The organism is Pseudonocardia thermophila, assembly GCF_900142365.1.
GTDB classification, from domain to species: Bacteria; Actinomycetota; Actinomycetes; order Mycobacteriales; family Pseudonocardiaceae; genus Pseudonocardia; species Pseudonocardia thermophila.
Genome location: NZ_FRAP01000001.1, coordinates 83,092 through 106,747, shown reverse-complemented (window position 1 = coordinate 106,747; position 23,656 = coordinate 83,092). Strand labels below are relative to the sequence as shown.

Annotated in this window: 24 protein-coding genes; 13 read left to right on the top strand and 11 right to left on the bottom strand. The window is 73.2% G+C overall.

Annotated features, from left to right (window positions below):
- Positions 1-173: 173 nt before the first annotated feature.
- The 6 genes from BUE41_RS00545 to mptB all read right to left on the bottom strand — a co-directional run bounded on the left by BUE41_RS00545 (position 174) and on the right by mptB (position 7,467).
- A complete protein-coding gene (locus BUE41_RS00545; RefSeq protein ID WP_073454821.1) occupies positions 174-2,117 on the bottom strand; it encodes a prolyl oligopeptidase family serine peptidase in 1,944 nt (647 codons plus the stop codon).
- Positions 2,118-2,155: 38 nt separating this feature from the next.
- Positions 2,156-3,100: a quinone oxidoreductase family protein gene (locus BUE41_RS00540; RefSeq protein ID WP_073455113.1), complete on the bottom strand. Its 945-nt coding sequence runs from the start codon at positions 3,098-3,100 to the stop codon at positions 2,156-2,158.
- Entirely contained in the window at positions 3,100-4,020 is a 921-nt protein-coding gene (locus tag BUE41_RS00535) for a COX15/CtaA family protein (RefSeq protein WP_073455112.1), read from the bottom strand. The genes BUE41_RS00540 and BUE41_RS00535 overlap by 1 nt, the downstream gene beginning before the upstream one ends.
- A 126-nt stretch (positions 4,021-4,146) precedes the next feature.
- Positions 4,147-4,926, bottom strand: a complete 780-nt coding sequence (locus BUE41_RS00530; protein WP_073454820.1) for an ABC transporter permease — start codon at positions 4,924-4,926, stop codon at positions 4,147-4,149.
- Positions 4,923-5,846 carry an ABC transporter ATP-binding protein gene (locus BUE41_RS00525; protein WP_073454819.1) on the bottom strand — a complete coding sequence of 308 codons (924 nt, stop codon included), beginning with the start codon at positions 5,844-5,846 and terminating at the stop codon, positions 4,923-4,925. Before BUE41_RS00525 ends, BUE41_RS00530 begins: the two co-directional genes overlap by 4 nt.
- A 10-nt stretch (positions 5,847-5,856) precedes the next feature.
- On the bottom strand, positions 5,857-7,467 hold the full coding sequence (gene mptB / locus BUE41_RS00520) for a polyprenol phosphomannose-dependent alpha 1,6 mannosyltransferase MptB (RefSeq protein WP_073454818.1): 1,611 nt from the start codon (positions 7,465-7,467) through the stop codon (positions 5,857-5,859).
- 266 nt (positions 7,468-7,733) lie between these two features.
- On the opposite strand from mptB, the gene BUE41_RS00515 reads away from it, so the two are divergent.
- From BUE41_RS00515 to BUE41_RS00485, 7 genes are read left to right on the top strand one after another with little or no spacing between them, the layout of a single operon-like run.
- Positions 7,734-8,495 carry a helix-turn-helix transcriptional regulator gene (locus tag BUE41_RS00515; protein ID WP_073454817.1) on the top strand — a complete coding sequence of 254 codons (762 nt, stop codon included), beginning with the start codon at positions 7,734-7,736 and terminating at the stop codon, positions 8,493-8,495.
- Complete coding sequence (gene sufB / locus BUE41_RS00510; protein WP_073454816.1) at positions 8,479-9,906, top strand: Fe-S cluster assembly protein SufB; 1,428 nt, start codon at positions 8,479-8,481, stop codon at positions 9,904-9,906. Before BUE41_RS00515 ends, sufB begins: the two co-directional genes overlap by 17 nt.
- Positions 9,903-11,069, top strand: coding sequence for a Fe-S cluster assembly protein SufD (gene sufD / locus BUE41_RS00505; RefSeq protein ID WP_073454815.1), 1,167 nt, complete (start codon positions 9,903-9,905; stop codon positions 11,067-11,069). Before sufB ends, sufD begins: the two co-directional genes overlap by 4 nt.
- Before the next feature lie 30 nt (positions 11,070-11,099).
- Positions 11,100-11,864: a Fe-S cluster assembly ATPase SufC gene (gene sufC / locus BUE41_RS00500; protein ID WP_073454814.1), complete on the top strand. Its 765-nt coding sequence runs from the start codon at positions 11,100-11,102 to the stop codon at positions 11,862-11,864.
- The gene (locus BUE41_RS00495) at positions 11,861-13,129 is read left to right on the top strand and encodes a cysteine desulfurase (protein ID WP_073454813.1); all 1,269 of its coding nucleotides are present in this window, start codon (positions 11,861-11,863) and stop codon (positions 13,127-13,129) included. The genes sufC and BUE41_RS00495 overlap by 4 nt, the downstream gene beginning before the upstream one ends.
- Positions 13,129-13,572 (top strand): Fe-S cluster assembly sulfur transfer protein SufU, encoded by a 444-nt coding sequence (gene sufU, locus BUE41_RS00490; RefSeq protein WP_073454812.1) that lies wholly within the window; start codon positions 13,129-13,131, stop codon positions 13,570-13,572. Before BUE41_RS00495 ends, sufU begins: the two co-directional genes overlap by 1 nt.
- Entirely contained in the window at positions 13,569-13,991 is a 423-nt protein-coding gene (locus tag BUE41_RS00485; protein ID WP_073454811.1) for a metal-sulfur cluster assembly factor, read from the top strand. The genes sufU and BUE41_RS00485 overlap by 4 nt, the downstream gene beginning before the upstream one ends.
- A 79-nt stretch (positions 13,992-14,070) precedes the next feature.
- Here BUE41_RS00485 and BUE41_RS00480 read toward each other — a convergent pair whose 3' ends face one another.
- Both BUE41_RS00480 and BUE41_RS00475 read right to left on the bottom strand, forming a co-directional pair.
- Positions 14,071-14,520, bottom strand: a complete 450-nt coding sequence (locus BUE41_RS00480) for a universal stress protein (protein WP_073454810.1) — start codon at positions 14,518-14,520, stop codon at positions 14,071-14,073.
- A 74-nt stretch (positions 14,521-14,594) separates the two neighbouring features.
- On the bottom strand, positions 14,595-15,776 hold the full coding sequence (locus BUE41_RS00475) for a lycopene cyclase family protein (RefSeq protein WP_084754112.1): 1,182 nt from the start codon (positions 15,774-15,776) through the stop codon (positions 14,595-14,597).
- A gap of 64 nt (positions 15,777-15,840) precedes the next feature.
- Here BUE41_RS00475 and BUE41_RS00470 point away from each other — a divergent pair, with 64 nt between their 5' ends.
- Complete coding sequence (locus tag BUE41_RS00470; protein WP_073454809.1) at positions 15,841-17,298, top strand: deoxyguanosinetriphosphate triphosphohydrolase family protein; 1,458 nt, start codon at positions 15,841-15,843, stop codon at positions 17,296-17,298.
- Between the two features lie 14 nt (positions 17,299-17,312).
- On the opposite strand, the gene BUE41_RS00465 is transcribed toward BUE41_RS00470, so the two are convergent.
- Complete coding sequence (locus BUE41_RS00465) at positions 17,313-17,546, bottom strand: ribbon-helix-helix domain-containing protein (protein WP_073454808.1); 234 nt, start codon at positions 17,544-17,546, stop codon at positions 17,313-17,315.
- Between the two features lie 313 nt (positions 17,547-17,859).
- Between BUE41_RS00465 and BUE41_RS00460 the strand changes: the two genes are divergently transcribed.
- The 3 genes from BUE41_RS00460 (at position 17,860) to BUE41_RS00450 (ending at position 19,259) form a co-directional block, all read left to right on the top strand.
- Positions 17,860-18,441: a GNAT family N-acetyltransferase gene (locus BUE41_RS00460; RefSeq protein ID WP_073454807.1), complete on the top strand. Its 582-nt coding sequence runs from the start codon at positions 17,860-17,862 to the stop codon at positions 18,439-18,441.
- A 258-nt stretch (positions 18,442-18,699) separates the two neighbouring features.
- Positions 18,700-19,017, top strand: a complete 318-nt coding sequence (locus BUE41_RS30600) for a protein kinase domain-containing protein (protein ID WP_073454806.1) — start codon at positions 18,700-18,702, stop codon at positions 19,015-19,017.
- Between the two features lie 17 nt (positions 19,018-19,034).
- Positions 19,035-19,259, top strand: coding sequence for a protein kinase family protein (locus BUE41_RS00450; RefSeq protein ID WP_143171893.1), 225 nt, complete (start codon positions 19,035-19,037; stop codon positions 19,257-19,259).
- A gap of 683 nt (positions 19,260-19,942) precedes the next feature.
- On the opposite strand, the gene bfr is transcribed toward BUE41_RS00450, so the two are convergent.
- A complete protein-coding gene (bfr, locus tag BUE41_RS00445) occupies positions 19,943-20,428 on the bottom strand; it encodes a bacterioferritin (protein ID WP_073454804.1) in 486 nt (161 codons plus the stop codon).
- A 91-nt stretch (positions 20,429-20,519) separates the two neighbouring features.
- Positions 20,520-20,717 (bottom strand): (2Fe-2S)-binding protein, encoded by a 198-nt coding sequence (locus BUE41_RS00440; protein ID WP_073454803.1) that lies wholly within the window; start codon positions 20,715-20,717, stop codon positions 20,520-20,522.
- Positions 20,718-20,832: 115 nt separating this feature from the next.
- Here BUE41_RS00440 and ligD point away from each other — a divergent pair, with 115 nt between their 5' ends.
- Both ligD and BUE41_RS00420 read left to right on the top strand, forming a co-directional pair.
- A complete protein-coding gene (ligD, locus tag BUE41_RS32600; RefSeq protein WP_327194722.1) occupies positions 20,833-22,737 on the top strand; it encodes a non-homologous end-joining DNA ligase in 1,905 nt (634 codons plus the stop codon).
- A 52-nt stretch (positions 22,738-22,789) separates the two neighbouring features.
- Entirely contained in the window at positions 22,790-23,587 is a 798-nt protein-coding gene (locus BUE41_RS00420; protein ID WP_073454802.1) for a glycerophosphodiester phosphodiesterase family protein, read from the top strand.
- The last annotated feature ends 69 nt before the right edge of the window (positions 23,588-23,656 follow it).

Here is a 23,656-nt window from a genome sequence, read left to right as displayed (position 1 = left end):
TCGCGGTTCCGCACAGGCAACTCGCTGTCGCGCTGGGAGCAACTCGGTGTCCTTCACGGGGCAACTCGCTCGCCCGGAGCGGGCAACTCGCCGGTGCGTGGACGGGGCAACTCGGCGTCGTGGAGCCCGCGGCCCGTCGTCGTCAGCTGCGAACCCCGCGCCGAGCGCGGGCCTCAGGTGAGGTCGTCCGGGGTCTGCCACTCCTCGCCCAGCACGTGGTGGTCGAGGAAGGCCAGCACCGTCTGGTACCAGACCACCGCGTTGCCCGGCGTGAGGATCCAGTGGTTCTCGTCGGGGAAGTACAGGAACCGGTGCGGGAACTCCTCCGGTGGTCCGTCGTGCCCGTTGACCAGGTCGTACCAGAGCCGCAGCGCCTCGCCGATCGGCACCCGGTAGTCCCTGTCGCCGTGGATCACCAGCATCGGCGAGGTGATCTTCTCGGCGAACCGGTGCGGGCTGTTGGCCTGCTCCATCGACGGAGACATCTCGTGCCGCCAGTACGTCGCCACGTCGGTGGTGGGTCCGAACTGGTCGAGCGCCCACAGGCTCGCGTGCGTGACGATCGCGCGGAACCGGTCGGTGTGCCCGGCGATCCAGTTCGCCATGTACCCGCCGAACGAACCGCCCGCGGCCGCGGTGCGGGTCTCGTCGATGTCCGGGCGGGCCACGGCGGCGTCGGTGAGCGCCATCAGATCGGTGTACGGCGCGGCACCCCACGCACCCCAGCCACGCTGCACGAAGTCGGAGCCGTACCCCGTGGAGAGGGCCGGGTCGGGCAGCAGCACCGCGTATCCGCGGGCCGCGATGAGCCACGGGTTCCACCGCCACTGCCAGGCGTTCCAGCTGCCCAGCGGACCGCCGTGGATCGCGAGCACGAGCGGGGCGGGCCGCTGCGCCGACGCGCCCTCGGGCAGCACCAGCCACGACCGCAGCGGCGTGCCGTCCTCGGCGGTGGCGGTGACCTCGGTGAGCGTGCCCGGCAGCTCGGGCGTCTCGGCCGGGGCCGGCAGGCCCACGGGCTCCTGCTCGGGCGTGGTCGGGTCGAGCCGGACGGGCGCCGGCATCCGGTCGATGCTGCTGCGCAGCGCGTACACCGCCGATCCGTCCGGGGCCACGACGAGATCCGTGTACGCGCCGTCGTCGCCGGTCAGCTTCGTGACGGCGCCGTCGAGCTCCAGGCGGAACACGGGGGAGCGGCCGCGGTCGTCCGCTGTCACGATCAGCGCCGCCGAGTCCGCGGTCCAGCGGTACCAGATCGGCCAGCGGTCCCAGCCCTCCGTGACGACGCGCGGCTCGGCGCTGCCGTCCACCGCCAGCACGACGAGGTCCTGCTCGGGGCAGCGCGTCGGCGTGGGCAGGGTGGAGCGGCTGCAGACGACCCGACGGCCGTCCGGGCTGACGACCGGGCCGCCGTAGTCGTGGGCGGCGTCGCCGGCCAGCACACGCCGCTCCCCGGACGCGACGTCGATCGCGACGATCTGCGCGCGCCGGTCACCCCGCTCCGCCGGCACCGTCCAGCCGGTGACGACGGTCGAGCCGTCCGGCGTGACGTCGTAGGAGGCGTTGCGCAGGGCCGGGCCCGCGTCGGGGGTGAGATCGTGCCACTGGACGTGCGCGCCGTCGTCCGGGATCGCGCTGACCCCGCGGTCCTTGCGCGCGGTGCGCCGCTGCTGGTCCTCCTCCGCGGTGCTCGCGGTGGGCAGCGTCAGCGACGTCACCACGACCGTGCCCGCCTCGCGCGCCACCATCGGCGTGGCGATCCCGCCGGGCCGGGTGCCGACCGCCCGCGCCTCACCGGCCTCCGGGAGCAGCCACAGCGCGGCGGGCGCGTCCTCGTCCGGCTTGGCCGCGGCCGGGTCCGGGCGCGCCGAGGTGAACAGCAGCTCCCCGGACGGCAGGAACTGCGCCGCGGTGTCCGGCTTGCTCCCCCGGGTCAGCCGCCGCGCCGGCCGCCGTCCGGCCGGGTCGATCTCCCACAGCGCAGACCGGAACCGAGTGCCCTTCGGGTCCGGCTCGGACACCGACGTGACCAGCCGGGAGCCGTCGGGGGAGAGGACCAGCCCGGACAGCCTGGGCAGCTTCTGGTACGCCTCGAGATCGTGGAACGTCGTCGGCACGCGGGCGAGTCTGCCCGAGCCCGGTTCGCCGCCCCCGATCAGGGCAGGAGCAGCAGCTTGCCGGTGGTGCGCCGGCCCTCGAGGTCCTCGTGGGCGCGGCGGGCCTCCGCGAGCGGGTACCGCCCGCCGATGCGGACCGTGAGGCTGCCGTCGGCCACCGCGCCGTAGACGGCGCCCGCGCGGTCGAGCAGCTCCTCCCGGGTCAGGACGTAGTCGAACACCTTCGGGCGGGTGAGGTACACCGAGCCGGCGGCGTTGAGCCGCTGCGGGTCGACCGGGGGCACGGGCCCGCTGGCCGCACCGCAGAGCACCAGCATCCCGCGCACCCGCAGCGATGCCAGGCTCGCGTCGAAGGTCGAGGCGCCGACCCCGTCGTAGACGACGTGCACCCCGGCCCCACCGGTGAGGTCCCGCACCGCGCCCGCGACATCGCTGACCTCCGTGTAGTTGATGATCTCCGCCGCGCCGGCCTCGCGGGCGAGCTTCGCCTTCTCCTCGGTCGAGACGGTGCCGATCACCCGCGCCCCGCGCTGCGCCGCCATCTGCACGAGCAGCAGGCCGAGCCCGCCGGCTGCGGCGTGGACGAGCACGTCCTGCCCGGCCTGCACGGGGAACGTGTCGACGATCAGCGCGTGCGCCGTGAGCCCTTGCAGCAGCGCCCCCGCGGCCAGCTCGTCGGACAGCTCGTCCGGCACGGGCACGACCCGCTCGGCCGGCAGCGTGACCCGCTCGGCGTAGCTACCCATCGGCCCGGCCCACGCTACGCGCTCACCGGTGCCGACGATGCGGCCGACGCCCTCGACACCGAGCACGAACGGCTCCTCGATCGGGTAGATGCCCGCGCGGTGGTAGGTGTCGATGAAGTTCACGCCGACCGCGGACACCTCGACGAGCACCTGGCCGTCCCCGGCGACCGGGTCGGGCACCTCGCTGACGGTGAGCACCTCCGGCCCACCGGGCTCGGTGATCTGGACCGCACGCATCACATCACCTCCGCAGGTGCCGGCTCGGGCACCGCTCGCTCTGATCGTGCTCGTCGGACGGTACCTGCCCACAGCGCCGACGCCGCCACGACGGCCAGCATCGAACCGAGGACGTGCAGCGACACCAGCACCTCGGGCACGCCGAGCGCGTACTGGACGCCGCCGAGCACCCCCTGCGCGGCCGCGACGGCGATCACCGCGGTGTACCGGCGCCACAGCTCGGCGGGCCCGCCGACCGCGCGGAGGGCGAAGCCGAGGCCGACCAGCAGCCCCAGGTAGGCGAAGACGAGGTCGGCGTGCAGCTGCGCGGTGGCCTGCACGCCCAGCTCCAGCCGCGGGACGTCCGAGTCGCCGGAGTGCGGCCCGGCGGCCGTCACCAGCGTGCCGGCGACGACGAGCAGACCCAGCACGACCGAGGAGGTGGCCACCAGCCCGCGGACCGGGCCCGGGACGACCGGGATCGGTGGCCCGTCGGCACCGCCGTCGAACGCGTCCCGCACGGCGCACACCAGCTGCACCGCCAGCCACACGAACACGACCGAGAGCAGGAAGTGCAGCCCCACCGACCACCACACCAGCTGCGACCGGACCACCAGCCCGCCGACGACCGCCTGCAGGATCACCCCGACCGGCTGCAGCCAGGCCAGCCGCACCAGCCGGGCGCTGCGCGGCCGCACGCCCCACGCGGCCACGACGCAGGCCGCCGCGACCAGGATCACCACGCCGGTGAGCAGGCGGTTGCCGAACTCGATCCACTGCGTGAGCGGCTCGACCTCCGGGTGCGGCGTGGGCACGAGGCTGCCGGGGAAGCACTCCGGCCAGGTGGGGCAGCCCAGCCCGGACCCGGTGACCCGCACGACCGACCCGGTGACCGCGATGCCCGCCTGGGCGACGACCGCGGCGATCGCGACTGCGCGCATCATCGAGCGCGACGTGGTGGGCAGGCGGTCGAGAAGGTTCACACTACAGATCGTAGAAGGTGGCGCCGGTCGCCTCGCATCCGCATCACCGCTGATCACGGGCACCCTGTTCCGCGATCGAGCGGTTCAGCGCCAGCGCACCAACCGCGCAGCCGCAGCGGTGGCGGCAGCGGTCCAGGCGAGCAGCACGAGCACCGGCTGCCAGCCGGGCGACGCGCCGGTGGTCAGCGCCGTGCGCAGACCCTCGGCCAGCGCCCCGGACGGCAGGACCGCGGCGACCCCGGCGATCGGGCCGGGCAACTGCTCCAGCGGCACGATGATCCCGCCGGCCAGCAGCAGTACGAACCACACGATGTTGGCCAGGGCGAGCGTGATCTCCGCACGGACGGTGCCGCCGAGCAGGATCCCGAGCGCGCCGAACGCGCCCACGCCGAGCACGACCAGCAGCAGCGCCCAGCCGAGCCCGGCGGGGGCCGGTTCCCACCCCAGCACGGCGGCGATGACGCTCAGCACCACCAGCTGCACGACGACCACGCCGATGACGGCGACGAGCCGGCCGGTCACCAGCAGCCAGCGCGGCAGCGCGGTGGCGGCGAGCCGGGAGATGACGCCGTAGCGGCGGTCGAAGCCCAGCGCGATCGCCTGCCCGGTGAAGGCGGTGGACATGACCGCCAGCGCCAGCACCCCGGGGGTGACGGCGTCGACGCGCGGCTCGGGCATCGGCACCAGCGGCAGCAGGGTCAGCCCGACCAGCAGCATCGCCGGGATCAACAGGGTGAGCAGCACCTGCTCGCCGTTGCGCAGCGCCAGCTTCAGCTCGGTCGTGGCCTGCACGGCCAGCATCCGCGCCGGGCGGCCGGGTCCGGGCCGCGGGGTGAAGGTCCCCTCGGGGAAGCGCGCGGTCATCGCAGCTCCCGCCCGGTCAGCTCGAGGAAGACGTCCTCGAGGCTGCGGCGGGTGATCTGCACGTCGTCCGCGAGCGCGCCCTGCTGCGCGCACCACTTCGTGACGGTCGCGAGCACTGACGGATCGATGCGGCCCTGCACGACGTAGCGGCCGGCGGCAGGCTCGGCGGCCCGGCAGTCGGGGGGCAGTGCGGCGGCCAGCTCGGCGACGTCCATGCCGGGCTTGGCGCGGAACCGCAGCTCCCGGTGGTCAGAGCCGGCGGTCAGCGCGGCGGGCGAGCCCGCGGCGACGACCCGGCCGTGGTCGATGATCACCACTTCGTCGGCCAGCGCCTCGACCTCCTCCATCAAGTGGGTGGTGAGCAGCACCGCCACCCCGTCCCGGCGCAGCGCCCGCACCAGCTCCCACACGAGGTGGCGGCCCTGCGGGTCCAGCCCGGCCGTGGGCTCGTCGAGGAAGACCAGCTCCGGCCGCCCGACGACCGCGCACGCCAGCGCGAGACGCTGCTGCTGGCCGCCGGACAGACGCTTGTACGACGTGCGGGCGCACGAGTCGAGCCCGAGGATCGACAGCAGCCAGTCGACGTCGAGCGGATGCGCCGAGCAGGCCGCGACCAACCTCAGCATCTCGTCGGCGCGCACCCCCGGGTAGGCCCCACCGCCCTGCGGCATCACGCCGATGCGGGCGCGCAGCGCGTCCGGGGCGCCCGCCGGGTCGGTGCCGAGCACGCGCACCTCGCCGGCGTCGGCGGTGCGGAAGCCCTCGCAGATCTCGACGGCGGTGGTCTTGCCGGCACCGTTCGGGCCCAGCAGAGCCAGCACCTGACCGGCGTCCAGGCGCAGGTCGAGACCGTCGAGGGCGGTCACGTCCCCGTAGGACTTCACGAGGCCGCGCACGTCGACGGCGGGGGGTGCACTCACACCTCGAAGCTTAGGACGACGGCCGGGAGACCTCGGCCGACACCTCGCCGGGCGCGGCGGCGTGCGCGGGGGAGCGGCCGGGCAGCATCTCGATGTCGTAGCCGGTCTGGCCGCGCAGCAGGTGGCGCTGCACGAGCAGCAGCAGGATGAGCAGGACCACGCCGGCGACGATCGCCAGCGGCAGCTGGAAGGCGCGGAAGTTGAAGTCCGCGCCGGTCGGCGGCACGACGACGGCGAGCACCGCGGAGATGGCGAGCACCGCGCGCCGGTAGGTCGGCACGGCCCGGGTGGCGGCGAGCGGGATGACCGCCCACAACAGGTACCACGGGTGCACGACCGGCCCGAGGAGCACGAACGCGGCCATCGCCGCGGCCATGCCGGTGAACGCGTCGACCCGGCCGCGGTAGGTGAGCCAGAGCACCCACGCCACCGCGGCGGCGCCGAGCAGCAGTCCGAGGGACCGCGTGACGCTCAGGACGCCCTGGGTGTGCTCGCCGAGGCCGAACAGGATGCCGAGCTGGCCGCCGAGCATCCCGAGATCGGTGGTCACCGACATCCACGACAGGATCAGGCTCGGGATCGCCAGCGTGGTGGCCCAGCCGATGCCGACGCCGAGCCCGGCCGAGAGCGGCACGTACACGACCAGCCCGACGACGAGCAGCAGCAGGGCGGCGAGCGCGACGTCGCGCACCCGGTTGCCGCGCTTGCGGGCCCAGTCCATGCCCAGGAAGCCCAGCGCCATCGCGGCCGGCAGCTTCACCGCCGACGCGCAGACGATGAGCAGCCCGCCGGTCAGCAGAAGCGGATCGAGGATCCGCGGGCCGGCGCGCAGCCCGATCTCCATCCCGACGAGCATGAGCCCGACCATCAGCGCCTCGTTGTGCACGCCGCTGATCAGGTGGAACAGCACGATCGGGTTGGCGGCGCCGAGCCAGAGCACGAGCCCGGCGTCGAGCCCGCACCGACGAGCGAGCCGCGGCAGCGCCCAGATGATCATCGCGAGGCCGGCCAGCGCGAGCACCCGGTAGCAGACGATGCCGAGCACGACGTCGTTGCCGGAGATCGCGGTGATGACCCGGCCGAGCACGAGGAACAGCGGCCCGTAGGGGGCGCCGGTGTCGCGCCAGATCGTCGGGATGCTGCGCACCAGCGGGTCGTCGACGCCCAGCGCGGTGGCCGGCGGCATCGTGTACGGGTCGAGCCCGCGCGCGAGCGTGGCGCTCTGCGCGAGGTAGCTGTAGACGTCGCGGGAGAACAGCGGCGGGGCCAGCGCCAGCGGGATCGACCAGAGGATCGCGGTCTTCCACAGCTGGACCTTGTCCGGCGCGGGCGCGACCGCCCCGTGGTGGCGCAGCATCTTGCCGATCCACAGCCAGCACAGCACCACCAGCAGCAGCCCGGTGTAGGTGATGGCGATCGCGATCGTGACGTTGCGCGCGGGCAGGCCGAGGATCCGCAGCCCGGAGACGGGGTTGGGCACCGGCAGCGCGCCGGACCCGAACGCGCCGATGCCCATCAGCAGGGCGCCGACGGTGCCGAGGCGCCGGGCCACCCGGCTCGGATCCCGCGGCGGGGACTCCTGCACGACGGCAGCCGCGCCGTCGACCGCAGGAGTGACCATGCCGGGAGCGTAGCCGGGAGCGATCGGGTGACCGGCGTCACCCGGCAGCGGGGCGGGCGGGGCCGCCCGGTTCGCGCACGTCGTCGCGGGTCCGCCTGCCCACCGGCGCCGGTGGCCCCGGCCCAGCGCGGCGGACCGCGGAACCTCACCCGTCGGACAGGAGCGCACCCCTGCCCACCTGCGCGTTCGGCCCTGGCGACCAGCGATCTGCGTCACAACCGGGGGGTGGGTTTGTGTCCTGGAGGGAAATAGGAAACACTGGTGTTGTGAAAAGCGCGGAGCAGTCCCATGCCGACGGCCTGGCGGCCGGCGGCGAGGGTCGCACGCGCGCGGCCGTGGCCCGGATGCTCATGGAGCAGGGCCCGGTCACCGCGGGCGAGATCGCGGCGGCGCTCGAGCTGTCCGCGCCGGCGGTTCGTCGGCACCTCGACGCGCTGCTCGCCGACGGCGAGGCTGAGGTGCGTGAGGCGCCCTCGCGGGGCCGGCGCCGGCGCGGCCGCCCCGCCCGCATGTACCTGCTGACCCAGGCGGGCCGCGACCGCTTCGGCCACGGCTACGACGACCTCGCGGTGGCGGCGCTGCGCTACCTGGCCGAGGAGCTCGGGCCCGAGGCCGTCGAGGGGTTCGCCCGCAAGCGGGCCCGGGACCTCATCGGTTCCGCGGCGGCGGTCGTCGGCTCGGGCGGCGACCCCGGCGAGCGCGCCGTCCGGCTGGCCACCGTGCTGTCCGAGCGCGGCTACGCGGCCCAGGCCCGGGAGACCCACGTCGGGTCCCACCGCGGCGTGCAGCTGTGCCAGCACCACTGCCCGGTCGCCCACGTGGCGGCCGAGTTCCCGGCCCTGTGCGAGGCCGAGACCGTCGCCATCGCCGACGTGCTCGGCACCCACGTGCAGCGGCTGGCGACCATCGCGCGCGGGGACGCCGCGTGCACCACCCACGTCCCGCTCGACGTTCCCGAGGTCGCGCGGCGCGCCCATCCCACCACAGTCCCGAGAGGGAGGCAGTCCACGTATGACGACCGCTCCTGAGTCGCTCACCCAGGAGGAGACCCTCGCCGCGCTCGGCCGGTACGAGTTCGGCTGGGCGGACCCGGACACCGCAGGTGCGTCCGCCCGGCGAGGCCTCTCCGCCGATGTGGTCGCCGACATCTCGGCGCTGAAGAACGAGCCCCAGTGGATGCTGGAGTTCCGGCTGAAGGCGCTGGAGATCTTCGAGCGCAAGCCGATGCCGCGCTGGGGCGCGGACTTGTCGGAGATCGACTTCGACAACATCAAGTACTTCGTCCGGTCCACGGAGAAGCAGGCCACGAGCTGGGACGAGCTGCCGCCGGACATCAAGAACACCTACGACAAGCTGGGCATCCCGGAGGCGGAGAAGGCCCGGCTGATCGCCGGGGTGGCCGCGCAGTACGAGTCCGAGGTCGTCTACCACCAGATCCGCGACGACCTCGAGAAGCAGGGCGTGATCTTCCTGGACACCGACAGCGGGCTGCGCGAGCACCCGGAGCTGTTCAAGGAGTACTTCGGCTCGGTCATCCCGGCCGGTGACAACAAGTTCGCCGCGCTGAACTCGGCCGTGTGGTCCGGTGGATCGTTCATCTACGTGCCGCCGGGCGTCCACGTCGACATCCCGCTGCAGGCCTACTTCCGGATCAACACCGAGAACATGGGCCAGTTCGAGCGGACGCTGATCATCGTCGACGAGGGTGCCTACGTGCACTACGTCGAGGGCTGCACGGCGCCGATCTACAAGTCGGACTCGCTGCACTCCGCCGTAGTGGAGATCGTGGTGAAGAAGAACGCGCGCTGCCGCTACACCACGATCCAGAACTGGTCGAACAACGTCTACAACCTGGTCACCAAGCGGGCCAAGGCCGAAGAGGGCGCGACCATGGAGTGGGTCGACGGCAACATCGGCTCCAAGGTGACCATGAAGTACCCGGCGGTGTGGCTCATGGGCGAGCACGCCAAGGGCGAGGTGCTGTCCATCGCTTTCGCCGGCGAGGGTCAGCACCAGGACGCCGGGGCGAAGATGGTGCACCTGGCTCCGCACACGTCCTCGACGATCATCTCGAAGTCGGTGGCCCGGGGCGGCGGCCGCACGTCCTACCGCGGACTGGTCCAGGTCAACCCGCGCGCCCACCACAGCCGGTCCACGGTGAAGTGCGACGCGCTGCTGGTCGACAACATCAGCCGCTCCGACACCTACCCCTACGTCGACGTCCGCACCGACGACGTCACGATGGGGCACGAGGCCACGGTCTCGAAGGTCAGCGAGGACCAGCTGTTCTACCTGATGAGCCGCGGTCTCACCGAGGACGAGGCCATGGCGATGGTGGTCCGTGGGTTCGTCGAGCCGATCGCGCGTGAACTGCCGATGGAGTACGCGCTGGAGCTGAACCGGCTCATCGAGCTGCAGATGGAGGGTTCGGTCGGATGACCGCGGACGTTGCCGGGCTCGCCCCGGAGCTGGCCGGTGCCAAGAAGGGTCAGGGGGACAGGCCGCTCGCCTCAGCGGGCGAGCGCTTCACCTCCTACGACGTCGAGGCCTTCGAGGTACCCGGCGGGCGCGAGGAGATCTGGCGGTTCACGCCCATGCGCCGGCTGCGCGGGCTGCACGACGGCACCGCGGCGTTCGACGGCACGGCCGTGGTGGCCGTCGAGGGCGCAGCGGCGGAGACCGTCGGCCGCGACGATCCCCGCATCGGTGAGGGCGGCGTCCCCGCCGACCGCGTCGCGGCCGCGGCCTGGTCGGCGTTCGACACCGCCACCGTCCTGACGCTGGACGGCACCCCCGAGCCGGTCACCGTCACCGTGCAGGGCCCGGGGGAGGGCAGGTGCGCGGCCGCGCACCTGCAGGTGCGCACCACCCCGCACACGCAGGCCACGGTGGTGGTCACCTACTCGGGTTCGGGCACGCTCGCGGACAACCTCGAGATCGTGCTCGCCGACGCCTCCCAGCTCACGCTGATCGTCACCGACGAGTGGGCCGACGACGCCGTGCACGTCGGCGCCCAGCACATCAGCGTGGGCCGCGACGCCGCGCTGCGCGGCGTCGCCGTGGCGCTCGGCGGGGACCTGGTGCGCAACAGCTCCACCGTGCAGTACCGCGGCCCCGGCGGCGACGCCGAGCTGCTCGGCCTGGGCTTCGCCGACGCGGGCCAGCACCTGGAGCAGCGGCTGCTCGTCGACCACGCGGTGCCGCACTGCCGTTCCAACGTGCACTACAAGAACGCCCTGCAGGGTGACGGCGCGCACACCGTGTGGATCGGCGACGTGCTGATCCGGGCGGCCGCCGAGGGCACCGACACGTTCGAGCTGAACCGCAACCTGGTGCTCACCCCGAAGGCGCGCGCCGACTCCGTGCCGAACCTGGAGATCGAGACCGGCGAGATCGCCGGCGCCGGGCACGCGAGCGCCACCGGCCGGTTCGACGACGAGCAGCTGTTCTACCTGCAGAGCCGGGGCATCCCCGAGGACGTGGCCCGCCGGCTCGTCGTCCGCGGGTTCTTCGGCGAGATCCTGTCCAAGATCACCCTTCCCGAACTGAGGGAGCGGCTCGAGCAGGCCGTGGAGGCCGAGCTCGCCGTGACCGGCGCCTGAGTCGCCCGAGCTACTGGAGTCCACCACCACATGTCCACCCTGGAGATCAAGGACCTGCACGTCTCGGTCGCGACCGAGGACGGGCCCAAGGAGATCCTCAAGGGGGTCGACCTGACCGTCGCGTCGGGCCAGACCCACGCGATCATGGGCCCGAACGGTTCGGGCAAGTCGACGCTCGCCTACGCGATCGCCGGGCACCCGAAGTACGAGGTCACGTCCGGCTCGATCACGCTCGACGGCGAGGACGTCCTCGCCATGTCCGTCGACGAGCGCGCCCGCGCCGGCCTGTTCCTGGCCATGCAGTACCCCGTCGAGGTGCCCGGGGTCTCGATGGCGAACTTCCTGCGCTCGGCCGCCACCGCGGTCCGCGGCGAGGCGCCGAAGCTGCGCACCTGGGTCAAGGAGGTCAAGACCGCCATGGCCGACCTCGGGATCGACCCGTCGTTCGCGGACCGGTCGGTCAACGAGGGCTTCTCCGGCGGCGAGAAGAAGCGCCACGAGGTGCTGCAGCTGGCCCTGCTGAAGCCGAAGATCGCCGTGCTCGACGAGACCGACTCCGGTCTCGACGTCGACGCACTGCGCGTGGTCTCCGAGGGCGTCAACCGCTACCGCGAGAGCGGCGACGCCGGCGTCCTGCTGATCACCCACTACACGCGCATCCTCAACCACATCCGGCCCGACGTCGTGCACGTGTTCGCCGGCGGCCGCGTGGTCGAGTCCGGTGGCCCCGAGCTGGCCGAGGAGCTGGAGAAGCACGGCTACGTGCGGTTCACGCAGGCAGGAGCTCCGGCGTGAAGCCTGCGGTCGCGCTCGACGTCGCGAAGATCCGCGCCGACTTCCCGGTGCTGCACCGCACCGTGCGGGGCGGCCGCCCGCTCGTGTACCTCGACTCGGGCGCCACGGCCCAGCGGCCGCGCCAGGTCGTCGACGCCGAGCGCAGCTTCCTGGAGCAGCACAACGCGGCGGTGCACCGCGGCGCGCACCAGCTCTCGGAGGAGGCCACCGACGCGTACGAGTCCGCGCGGGCGCGGATCGCGGCGTTCGTCGGGGCGCTGCCCGAGCAGATCGTGTTCACCAAGAACGCGACCGAGGCACTCAACCTCGTCGCGTACGGGATGAGCAATGCCGCCACGGCGGGCGAGGACGCGGCCCGGTTCGTGCTCGGCCCCGGTGACGAAGTCGTGATCACCGAACTCGAGCACCACTCGAACCTGGTGCCGTGGCAGGAGCTCTGCAAGCGCACCGGCGCCACCCTGCGCTGGTTCCCGATCACCGACGACGGGCGGATCGACCTGTCCCAGGAGCGCATCACCGAGCGCACCAAGGTGGTCGCGTTCGCTCACCAGTCCAACGTGCTCGGCTCCATCGCGCCCGTGCAGGAGCTGGTGCGCCGGGCGCGCGAGGTCGGCGCGCTGGTCGTGCTCGACGCGTGTCAGTCCGTGCCGCACATGCCCGTCGACTTCGCCGCGCTCGACGTCGACTTCGCCGCGTTCTCCGGGCACAAGATGCTCGGCCCGACCGGCATCGGTGTGCTGTACGGGCGCTCGGAGCTGCTGGCGGCGCTGCCGCCGTTCCTCACCGGCGGCTCGATGATCGAGCTGGTGCGGATGGAGGAGACCACGTTCGCGCCGCCGCCGCAGCGCTTCGAGGCCGGCACCCCGATGAGCTCGCAGGCCGTCGGGCTCGCTGCCGCCGTCGACTACCTCTCCGGCATCGGCATGGACGCGGTGCACGCCCACGAGCTGGAGCTGACCCGGCTGGCCCTGGAGGGCCTGTCCGAGCTGCCCGGCGTGCGGATCATCGGCCCGAGCGACCTGACCGACCGCGGGGGAGCGGTGTCGTTCGTCGTCGACGGGATCCACGCCCACGACGTCGGCCAGGTCCTCGACGACCGCGGCGTCGCCATCCGGGTGGGCCACCACTGCGCCTGGCCGCTGCACCGCCGCTTCGGCGTCGCCGCCACCGCGCGCGCCACCTTCGCCGTGTACAACACGCCGGAGGAGGTCACCGCGCTCGTGGAGGGCGTCCGGGCGGCGCAGGAGTTCTTCGGGGTGGCCTGATGCAGCTCGAGCAGATGTACCAGGAGATCATCCTGGATCACTACCGCAACCCGCACGGCTCTGGCCTGAAGGAGCCGTACGACGCCGAGTCGTTCCAGATCAACCCGACGTGCGGCGACGAGATCACCCTGCGGGTGCGCCTCGACGGCGAGACCGTGACCGACGTGTCGCACGAGACGCTCGGCTGCTCGATCAGCCAGGCGTCCGCGTCGGTGCTCACCGACCTGGTCGTCGGCCGCTCCGTCGGCGAGGCCATGAAGGTCCTGCAGGCCTTCCAGGAGATGACCCAGAGCCGGGGTACCGTCGAACCCGATGAGGACGTGCTCGGCGACGGCGTCGCGTTCGCCGGCGTCGCCAAGTACCCGGCGCGGGTGAAGTGCGCGTTGCTGAGCTGGATGGCCTTCAAGGACGCGATCTCCCGATCCCAGGAGGGAGCAGCATGACCGAGCAGCAGAGCAGCCAGACCACGCCCGAGGAGGACGTCGTCCGGGGCGCTGCCGGCATGCCGGAACCGCCCGCCCCGCCCGCCGAGCAGGAGCCCTCGATCGAGGACCTCGAGGAGGCGCTGCGCGACGTCGTCGACCCGGAGCTCGGCATCAACGTCGTCGATCTCGGCCTGGTTTACGGCATCCAGACCGACGGCCGGAAGAAGGCCACGATCGACATGACGCTGACGTCCGCGGCGTGTCCGCTGACCGACGTCATCGAAGAGCAGGCCCGCGCGGCGCTCACGGCGAACGGCGGCCCCGGCGGCCTCGTGGACGACATCGCGATCAACTGGGTCTGGATGCCGCCGTGGGGGCCGGAGCGGATCACGGAGGAGGGCCGCGAGCAGCTGCGCGCCCTCGGATTCCGGGTCTAGCGGCTCACGTCGTTGCAGGAAGGCCACGGCGTTGATCGCGCCCGGTGACGGAACCGGGCGCGATCAACGCCGTGTGGATCTACACCGTGTGGACGATGAGGACGTCCACACCGGACCGGCGGGCCACCTCCGACGGCACCGACCCGAGGATCCGCCCGGACAGCGTGTTGAGCCCCTTGTTGCCCACGACCAGCAGATCCGCGCCGTGGTCGACGACCGCCTGCCGGAGCACGTCCACCGGCGGGCCGTCGACGGCGACCCGGCGGATCTTGCGCGCCCCGGCGGCGACGGCGCGTTCCTCGGCGGTGCGCAGGGTCTCCTCGGCGGGGGTCCAGCCGACGACGAGGTAGGCCTCGTCCTTGAGCACGTCCTCGGCGGCCGCGGTGTCCTCGCGCGTGGCCGGGGTGTACGCGCAGACGATGACGAGCTCGGCGTCGCTGTCCACGGCGACGGCGGCGGCGCGGTCGACTGCGCGGAGTGACGTCTCGGAGCCGTCGGTGCCGACGACGATGGTGCGGTAGGCGGACATGCGTTGGCCTCCCTGGGAACGTCGCTGCAGGTTACCGCCGGTAGGCCGACGGCTGCGCGCCGGGTGGCCGATGGTCATCGGCCGTCCGGGGGAGCGGGCGGCAGCAGCGCGGGCCCGACGAGGCGCATCCGCATCCGCATGTCCGCGCGGACGAACAGCGCCGCCATCGCGGCGGCGGTCGCCCCCGGGGCTGGATCGGCGGCGAGGTAGGCGCGCTGGTGGCGGTCCGGCAGCGCGAAGAACGTCTCGAAGAACCCCGGAACCTCGGCGGGCGGCATCCGCAGGAGCGCTTCCAGGCCGATCCGGCGGATGCGGTGCACCAGGCACGCCGACGCCGGCCACACCGCCTGCCGGATCGCCCGCGGGCTGCCGTCCGCGAGCGCGTCGGCCAGCCGCGGGGCCGCGGCGAGGGTCGCGGCCACGCTGAACCCGGACGCGGGATGGACGAACGGGGCGGCCGCGCCGAACCCGATCGCGTGCGGGGCCCGGTGGCGGGGCACGTCGAGCGGGAACCGAACGCGTTCAACGGTGCACTCGGGCGGTGGGACGATCCCGTGCGCGGCCAGCCGGGCCGCCAGGCGCGCGCGGAGCACCCGCAGCGGCAGGCCGGGTCGGCGGGCCAGCGAGGTCTCCTCCAGCAGCACCTCACCGGAGCCCACCGGTACCCCGTACAGGAACGTCGGCGGGCCGGGCATACCGTGGTCGGCCCGCCAGTCCATGAACAGCGCCGTGCCCGGCGCGACCAGCGGCGCGGCCGTGGCCGCCGGCACCACCAGGCCGTACGCGGTCTGCTCCGCCGCCAGGACGGGCGGCGGCCGGGCGGCCAGCGGCTGGCGGTGCCCGGCCGCGTCGACGATCCACCGGGCGCGGACGCAGACCCCGCCGGACAGCAGGAGCCGGCCGGGTTCCGCGCGCACCGCGCGGCCCTCCCGCACCGGCACGTCGAGGGCGGCGAGCCGGCCGTCGAGGTGGCGGCGCAGGGCCGCGGTGTCCAGCACCCGGTAGCGCCGGCCCAGGTCGTGCCGGGTCAGCGCGACCGCGTGCCCGATGGCCTCGGCCGCCACGCAGTCGGGCGGGAGATCGGCGGGCAGCTCGTCAGCCCAGCTGCCGTAGGTCGCCGTCCACGCCGCCGCGGGCCGCCGCTCGACGAGGACCGTGCGCAGGCCGCGCTCGGCGCAGGCGACGGCGAGCGCCCGACCGGCCGGACCGCCGCCCACGACGGCGACGTCGGCCTCGGGCCCGGATCCGCCGACCACACACGTCCTTCCACTGGGGCGGCCCCTCGTCACCCGGGCACGCCGATGCCCCTAGTCTCCAGCCATGCGAACCGTCCGGCGGTCCCGGGCCGCGGAGTTCTCCGCCGGCCGGGCCGGCTCGCCGTTCCGCATCGACCGCGACCGCATCGCGGCGTCCCCGTTCTTCGCCCGCCTCGCCGGCGTCACCCAGGTGGTGAGCCCCACCGGTCACGGCCTGCTCGTGCACAACCGGCTCACGCACAGCCTGCAGGTCGCGCAGGTGGCCCGGGCCATCGTGGAGCGGCTGACCGCCGATCCCGCATCCCGGGCGCTGCTGGAACGCCTGGGCGGCTGCGACGCCGACGTCGTGGAGGCCGCTTCCCTGGCGCACGATCTCGGACATCCGCCGTTCGGCCACCTCGGCGAGAAGGTGCTCGACCGGCTCGCCCGCGAAGAGCTGGGCCTGCCCGACGGGTTCGAGGGCAACGCGCAGACCTTCCGCATCGTCACCACGATCGACCTGCACGGACCGGTAGGCGGTGGGCTCGACCTCACCGCGGCCGTGCGGGCTGCGCTGCTGAAGTACCCGTGGACCCGGCGCACCCATCCCGATCCGCACCCCAGCACGGCCGTGCTGCCGCCGCGCGGCGCGGGCCCGGCCCCCGACGCGCCGAGGGCCGGTTCGGCGAAGTTCTGCTGCTACGACACCGAGCTGGACGAGCTGATCGAGGCGCGCCGACCGTTCAAGGCGGTGCTCGGGCCGTGGCAGCAGACGGTCGAGGCGGCGATCATGGACACCGCCGACGACATCGCCTACGCCATCCACGACCTGGAGGACTTCCACCGGGTCGGGGTGCTGCAGCCCACCGGGGTGGCCGCGGAGCTGGCGGGATGGCGCGGTGCCCGCGGTGGTGGCGGAGCGGGCGCCGACCTGGAGCGGCTGCGGCAGCGCTTGCGCGCCAAGGACGGCTGGGCGTACGACGACGACGCGTTCGCCGAGGCCGTCGACCGGGTGCGGGAGGACCTCGTCGAGGGGCTGCTCGCACGGGCGTTCGACGGGTCGATGGCGGCCGAACGGGCCGTCGCGGAGTTCTCCGCCCGCTGGACGGCCCGGCTCGTCGGCGGTGTGGAGGTGGTGCCGGATCCGCCGGTGCGGTCCGCGCACGTTCGGCTGGGTACCGCGCAGTGGCACGAGGTGGCGGTGCTGAAGTTCGTCCACCAGCGGTTCGTGCTGCGCCGGCCGGACCTCGCCTCGTACCAGCGGGGTCAGGCGACGGTGCTGTCCGAGCTGGTCGGCGCGCTGGGGGACTGGCTGGACTCCGAGGACGACGGCCCTCGGCTCCCACCGCGGCTGCACGACCTCGTGGAGCTCGCCCGTGCCCAGTACGCCCGGATGGTGCCGCGCCGGGACGTGGAACGGCTGGCCCGCGGCCGGGCCGTCGTGGACTACGTCGCGTCGCTCACCGACGGGCAGGCAGGCGCGCTGCTCGACGTGCTGACGGGCCGCTCGCCGCGGATCTGGACGGACGCCGCGGTGCTGTGAGGGGGGGAGTAGCTCTACTTCGCCGGTGTGACCCCGAGATCACGCCGGACGGCCTCGAGGACGTCGGCCGGGGGTGGACCACCGAACACCCGTTCGAGTTCGGCGAGTCCGCGGGCGCGGGCGACGTGCGCACGCACCGCGTCGGCGACGAACGCCGACACGCTCTCCGCAGCTCCCGTCGCGACGGCTCGGCGAGCTGCGTCGAGCAACTCTGTCGGGAGGCTCACCGTGACCCGCTCCGTGGCCATGGGAGCGAGGGTAGCCGGCACCGAAGTCGCAGGCCACCGGCGACGCGCCACACGGTCAGGTCGATCCTCGGCGCCAACGCCGGCCGGGCCCTGGGTGAACGAACGGCACTTTCGTCCACGCCGAGTGGACGAAAGTGCCGTTCGTTGCAGATGGGGCTCGTGCGGTGGGTGAGAACGGAGGGGTCCCCCGACTAGGGCCGGCGCCACCAGTAACTGTCATAACGCCGATTATCGGATCTGCGTGGCAGCATGTCAGCGCAGGTGGACGGTCCCTCCGGTTGTCTCGTGCGCGGACTGCCGCCACCGTGCTGACATGACCATCTCGGTGCGTCCCGCGTCGGTCTTCGAGGACGTCCGCGCCGTCCTGGGGCCGAAGTCGCCGACGGCGAACGTCTGCTGGTGCCTGAGCTACCGGATCGACGCGAAGCTCAACAGGAAGCTGCAGGGTCCGGCCCGCGGCGAGTACGTCGAGGAGCTCTGCGCCCGGGAGCCCGCTCCGGGTGTGCTGGCCTACGACGGCGACGAGCCGGTCGGATGGGCCGCCGTCGCCCCGCGGGCCGAGACGTCCTTCGCTCGCAACCGGAAGATCCCGCACGTGGACGATCTGCCCGTGTGGTCGCTCTGGTGCGTGCGGGTGCGGCCCGGGCACCGCAAGCAGGGCCTGTCGCGCGTCCTGATCGACGGCGCCGTCGCGTTCGCCCGTGCGCACGGAGCGCCGGCTGTCGAGGCCTATCCGCTGGACAACGGCGACGCCCGCGTCGATCTGACGATGGCCTACCCGGGCCTGAGGAAGAACTTCGAGCGGGCCGGGTTCGTCCACGTCGCCGACACCGGCTCCGTACTGGCCGGATTTCCCCGCGTGCTGATGCGGCGGGATCTGCGAGAACTGTCATAACGTGCGGGGTGTGCGTAGATCCACGCGGTCGGCGCACTCACCGCTGTCTCCGCCACCGGCGTGGAACCACTCCGGCCCGCCGAGCCGCGCACGACCGGCCGCTTCCGGCTCGTCGGCCGGATCGAGTCCGGTGGCATGGGCCGGGTCCACCTGGGGACCACGCCGGAGGGCCAGCGGGCTGCGAGTGAAGCTCATCCGCGACGACGTGGCCGACGACCCAGCGTTCCGAGCCCGGTTCCGGCGCGAGGTCGAGCCGCCGTGTCGGTCGCTGGGATCTTCGCCGCCCGCCTGCTGGACGCCGATCCCGAGGCCGATCCGCCGTGGTTGGCGACCGAGTACGTCGAGGGCCCGTCGTTGCGCGCCGTCGTCGAGTCCGGCGGGCCGCTGCCGGTCGATCGGCTCGTCCCGCCGACCACGCAGTTGTGCGGCGCGCTCGGATCGATCCACGCCGCTGGGCTGGTGCACCGCGATCTCACCCCGGCGAACGTGCTCCTCTCCCCCACCGGGGCCCCGGGTGATCGACTTCGGGTCGCCCGAACGTCTACTTCAACCCGGGGACCGCGAGCGGCGAGGTGATCGGCACACCCGACTTCATGTCCCCCGAACAGGTGACGGATGATCCGGTCACGCCCGCGTCGGACGTGTTCTCCCTCGGCGCCACCCTCGTCTTCGCCGCGACCGGCCGCGGGCCCGTTCGCGCCCGACCGGGCCGCGGCGACCTCTACCGGATCGTGCAGGCTGCCCCCGATCTCGACGGGGTACCGGCGGTGCTGGTGGAGATCGTGTCGGCGTGCCTGGTGAAGGACCCGGCCGAGTGACCGACCGTGGCGGAGCTCGCGGCCGCGCTGCGGGCCCTCCTGCCGGACGGCAGGTCCGACCCGACCGCGCCACCGCCGATCACCGGCCGCCCCGGCCGATCGACATGCAGCGACTGCGGGCACAGTGCCCGCGCGCCCTGGTGGCCACGGAGACGATCCGGGCCGCCGGCGGTGACCGACCCGACCGGCATCACCGGCACGGCGACCGCGGGCCCTCCGGGCGTGGATCCGGCTGATCCGCGGTTACCGCTACGTCAACCGGCTGTGCGGCTCGGGTGCGTTGCTGATGGCCGTGGCGGACTCGTTCGCTCCGGCCACCGCCACGTCTGATCCGGCCGTGGCGAAGCGGGCCTTCCTCGCGAACGGACCGGCTGACGGCGACCATCGATCTCGCGGTCGCCGACTTCGTCCCGCTGCGCGACGAGGCGTCGACGGAGCAGGCCCGAGCCGCGTTCAGGCTGATCGTCACGCAGTTCACCACGGCGCGCGCTGCGCTGCACGCGCTGCCGGCGCTGCTGCCGAGCCGCTGACGGAGCCGGTGTACGCGGCGGCGATCGAGAAGTTCGCCGAAGGTGCCGGCAGCCTCGCGCTCGTACCGAGCATCCAGCAACAGATCACGCTGCCCCCGAGTACCCGGCGCTGCGGCCGTGGCGCGGAAATGTGCGCAGCACCCGCCGAGCTGATCAGCCCGCGGCCGGGGGCTGGTGGACCAGCTGGGCCAGGAAGAGCTGCTCGCCGAGCTTGTCGATCAGCTCGAGGTTGGTCTCCAGGTAGTCGATGTGGTGCTCCTCGTCCTTGAGGATCTCCTCGAAGAGGTTCGCCGTGGTGTGGTCGCCCTTCTCGCGGCACAGGATGATGCCGGGGCGCAGCCGCTCCACGACGGCGAGCTCGATGGCGAGGTCCGACTCGAACTGCTCCTTGATCGTCTGACCGATCCGCAGCGTGCCGAGCCGCTGGTAGTTCGGGAGGCCCTCGAGGAAGAGGATGCGGTCGGTGATCGTCTCCGCATGCTTCATCTCGTCGATGGACTCGTGCTTGGTGTACTCGGCGAGCTTCGTGAAGCCCCAGTTCTCCTGCATCTTGGCGTGCAGGAAGTACTGGTTGATCGCGGTCAGTTCGCTGGTCAGCTGCTGGTTGAGCAGCTCGATGATCTCCGGGTCGCCACGCATGCGGGCGAGGATAGCCCCCGCGGTTACAACGGGTACGACCCAGGATCGACTCTGCGTAACCGAGCCAAACCTCAGCAGAGGTGAGGCATGGTCACGCGCTGCGCGGCAGGTCAGCGAGCTCGGAGGGCTGGCGCGCCGCCTCGAGGAAGACGTCGATGTGGTCGTGGCACGAGCCGCAACCGGTGCCTGCCTCGCAGGCCTCACCGACCTCTTCGATGGTGCTGGCGCCTGCGGCGATGCACGACCGGACCTCTTCGTCGGTCACCGCCATGCAGATGCAGACGTACACTGAGGCCCTCCTTGGCTCCGGTTAGGCGAGCCTATGCTCTCAGTAGATCGGGTCAAGTGCAATACCGTTCGTCGACCTCACAGATCCGGACCGGACCGGCCTCTAGCCTGATCGCGTGTCGCTCGAGGAGTACCGCCGCAAGCGCGACGCCCGCCGCACCCCGGAACCGGTGCCCGAGGCCGACCCCACCGAGACCGGGCCCGGCACCCGGTTCGTCGTGCAGGAGCACCACGCCCGCTCCCTGCACTGGGACCTGCGGCTGGAGCGCGACGGCGTGCTCGTGTCGTGGGCGGTGCCGAAGGGGCTGCCGCCGGACCCCGAGACCGTGCGCATGGCCGTGCGGACCGAGGACCATCCGATCGAGTACCTCACGTTCTCGGGCGAGATCCCCGCGGGCGAGTACGGCGCCGGCCGCATGTCGATCTGGGACACCGGCACGTACGAGACCGAGAAGTGGCGCGACCGCGAGGTGATCGTGCGGCTGCACGGCGAGCGGACCACCGGCCGTTACGTCCTGATCAGGGCCGACCGTGCCGAGCAGCGCGGCGTGGACCGGGGCGAGTCGTGGATCCTGCGGCGTTCTGATCCTGTGCCCGACCGCGACCCCCTCCCCCACGACGCGCTGCCGATGGTCCCCAGCCCGGGCGAGCTGCCCCCGGACACCACGGGCTGGACGCTGCAGGTGCTGTTCGGCGGCCGTCGGGTGATCGTCCGGGTCGACGGCGGCCGGGCCCGGTTCACCGACGCGGCCGGCGAGGAGGTGCCCGCGCCCGGCCTGCGCGGGTTCGGCGCGTCACTGGGCACCACGCAGGTCCTGCTGGACGCCGAGCTGGTCGGCGGCACCGAGCTGTGGATCGGCGACCTGCTGCACGTCGACGGCCGCGACGTGCTCGACGAGCCGTTCACCCGCCGCCGGGAACTCCTGGAGGAGCTGGGGCTGGCCGGGCCGCACTGGCGGCTCGCCCCGGTGTTCCCCGGTGCCGGCGAGGAGGTGCTCGTCGCCGTCCGGGAGCAGGGCCTGGCGGGCGTCGTCGCCAAGCGGGACGACTCGCCGTACCGGCCGGGCAAGCAGAGCGGCGACTGGATCGAGGTCCTGGCCCGGCCGCGCAGCACCGCTCCCCCACCGGCCGCGGCGCGCACCGGCGTCGGCCGCGCCCGGCTCACCAACCCGCGCAAGGTGCTCTACCCGCTGTCCGGCACCACGAAGAGCGACGTGCTGGCGCACTACCTCGCGGTCGCCGAGGTGATGCTGCCGCACCTGCGCGATCGCCCGGTCACGCTGGTCCGCTGGCCGGACGGGGTCGAGAAGCCGTCGTTCTTCGAGAAGGACGTGTCGCGGCACGCGCCGTCGTGGATCCGCACCGCCCGGGTCGGCACGCCGGGCGGGCGCTCGGAGAAGGCCGACTTCCCGGTGATCGAGGACGCCGAGGGGCTGGCGTGGGCGGCCAACCTGGCCGCCCTGGAGCTGCACGTTCCGCAGTGGCGGGTGGGGCCGGACGACGAGCAGCTGCTACCCGATCTGCTCGTGTTCGATCTCGATCCCGGCGAGGGTGTCACGATCGTCGACTGCGCGCGGGTGGCCGAGCGCATCGCCGAGCGGCTGGCCGACCACGGCCTGTCCGCCTGCCCGCGCACGAGCGGCGGCAAGGGCATGCAGCTCTACGCGCCGGTGACCGTGAGCAGTGCGGAGACCACGTCGACCTTCGCGAAGGCGCTGGCCGAGGACCTGGCGCGGGAGACCCCGGCCACGGTCACGGCGACGATGGCGAAGGCGCGCCGGCGCGGCAAGGTCTTCATCGACTGGAGCCAGAACAACCCCTACAAGACGACGATCGCGAGCTACTCACTGCGCGGGCGGGCCCGCCCGACCGTGGCCACCCCGATCACCTGGGACGAGGTGCGGGCCTGCCGGCGCCCCGAGCAGCTGGTGTTCACGATCGACGACCTGCCCGGCCGGATCGCCGAGTACGGCGACCTGATGGCACCGGTGCTGCAACCCGGTCCACAGTTGACGGTGTAACCCGGCGGAAACGGGGTGCCGCCGGGGGCGGTCGCCGTGGGAGGCTGCACGCGTGGAGCGCCACCCGTACCTGGACGGCCCCTATCCCCGCGCGTACGCGCACCGCGGCTGGCACACCGGGGACCTCGCGGGACTGGAGAACACGTTCGCGGCGTTCTCGCGGGCGGTCGAGGAGGGCTTCACCTACCTGGAGCTCGACGTGCACGCCAGCCTGGACGGGATCGCCGTGGTGCACCACGACTCGACCCTGGACCGGACCACCGACGGCACGGGCCGCGTCGCCGACTTCCCGGCCGCCGAGCTGGCCGAGGTCAAGGTGGGTGGGCGCGAGCCGATCCCGCTGCTGGAGCAGGTGCTGGCCGACCTGCCCGACACCCGGGTGACGATCGAGCTGAAGGCTGCGGCCGCGGTGACCCCGGTGCTGACGGTGCTCGAGAAGCTGGACGCCTGGGACCGGGTGTGCGTCGGCAGCTACCGCGAGTCGTGGCTCGCGGCAGCGCGGGCGAGCGCCGGGGATCGGCTGTGCACCTCGCTGGCGTACACGTCGGCGCTGGGGCTGCGCGGGCGAGCCTGGCTCGACCGGCTGCCCGGGCCGCTGTCGCGGCTACCGTCGCTCCCGGTAGCCGGTGCGCTGGCGCAGCTGCCGCACCGCTACGGCCCGGTGACCGTCGTCGACGAGGCGTTCCTGCGCACCGCGCACGCCGGTGGCCGCGAGGTGCACGTGTGGACGATCGACGACCCGGCGGAGATGACCCACCTGCTCGACATCGGCGTCGACGGGCTGCTCTCCGACCGGCCGGACGTGCTGCGGGAGGTGCTGCGCGCCCGCGACGCATGGCCGGAGAGCTGAGCAGGAGCCGGGCGCGGCGCGTCGAGTAGATCTACGGGGTGCGCCGGTCCCGGCCGCCGCTACGCTCCG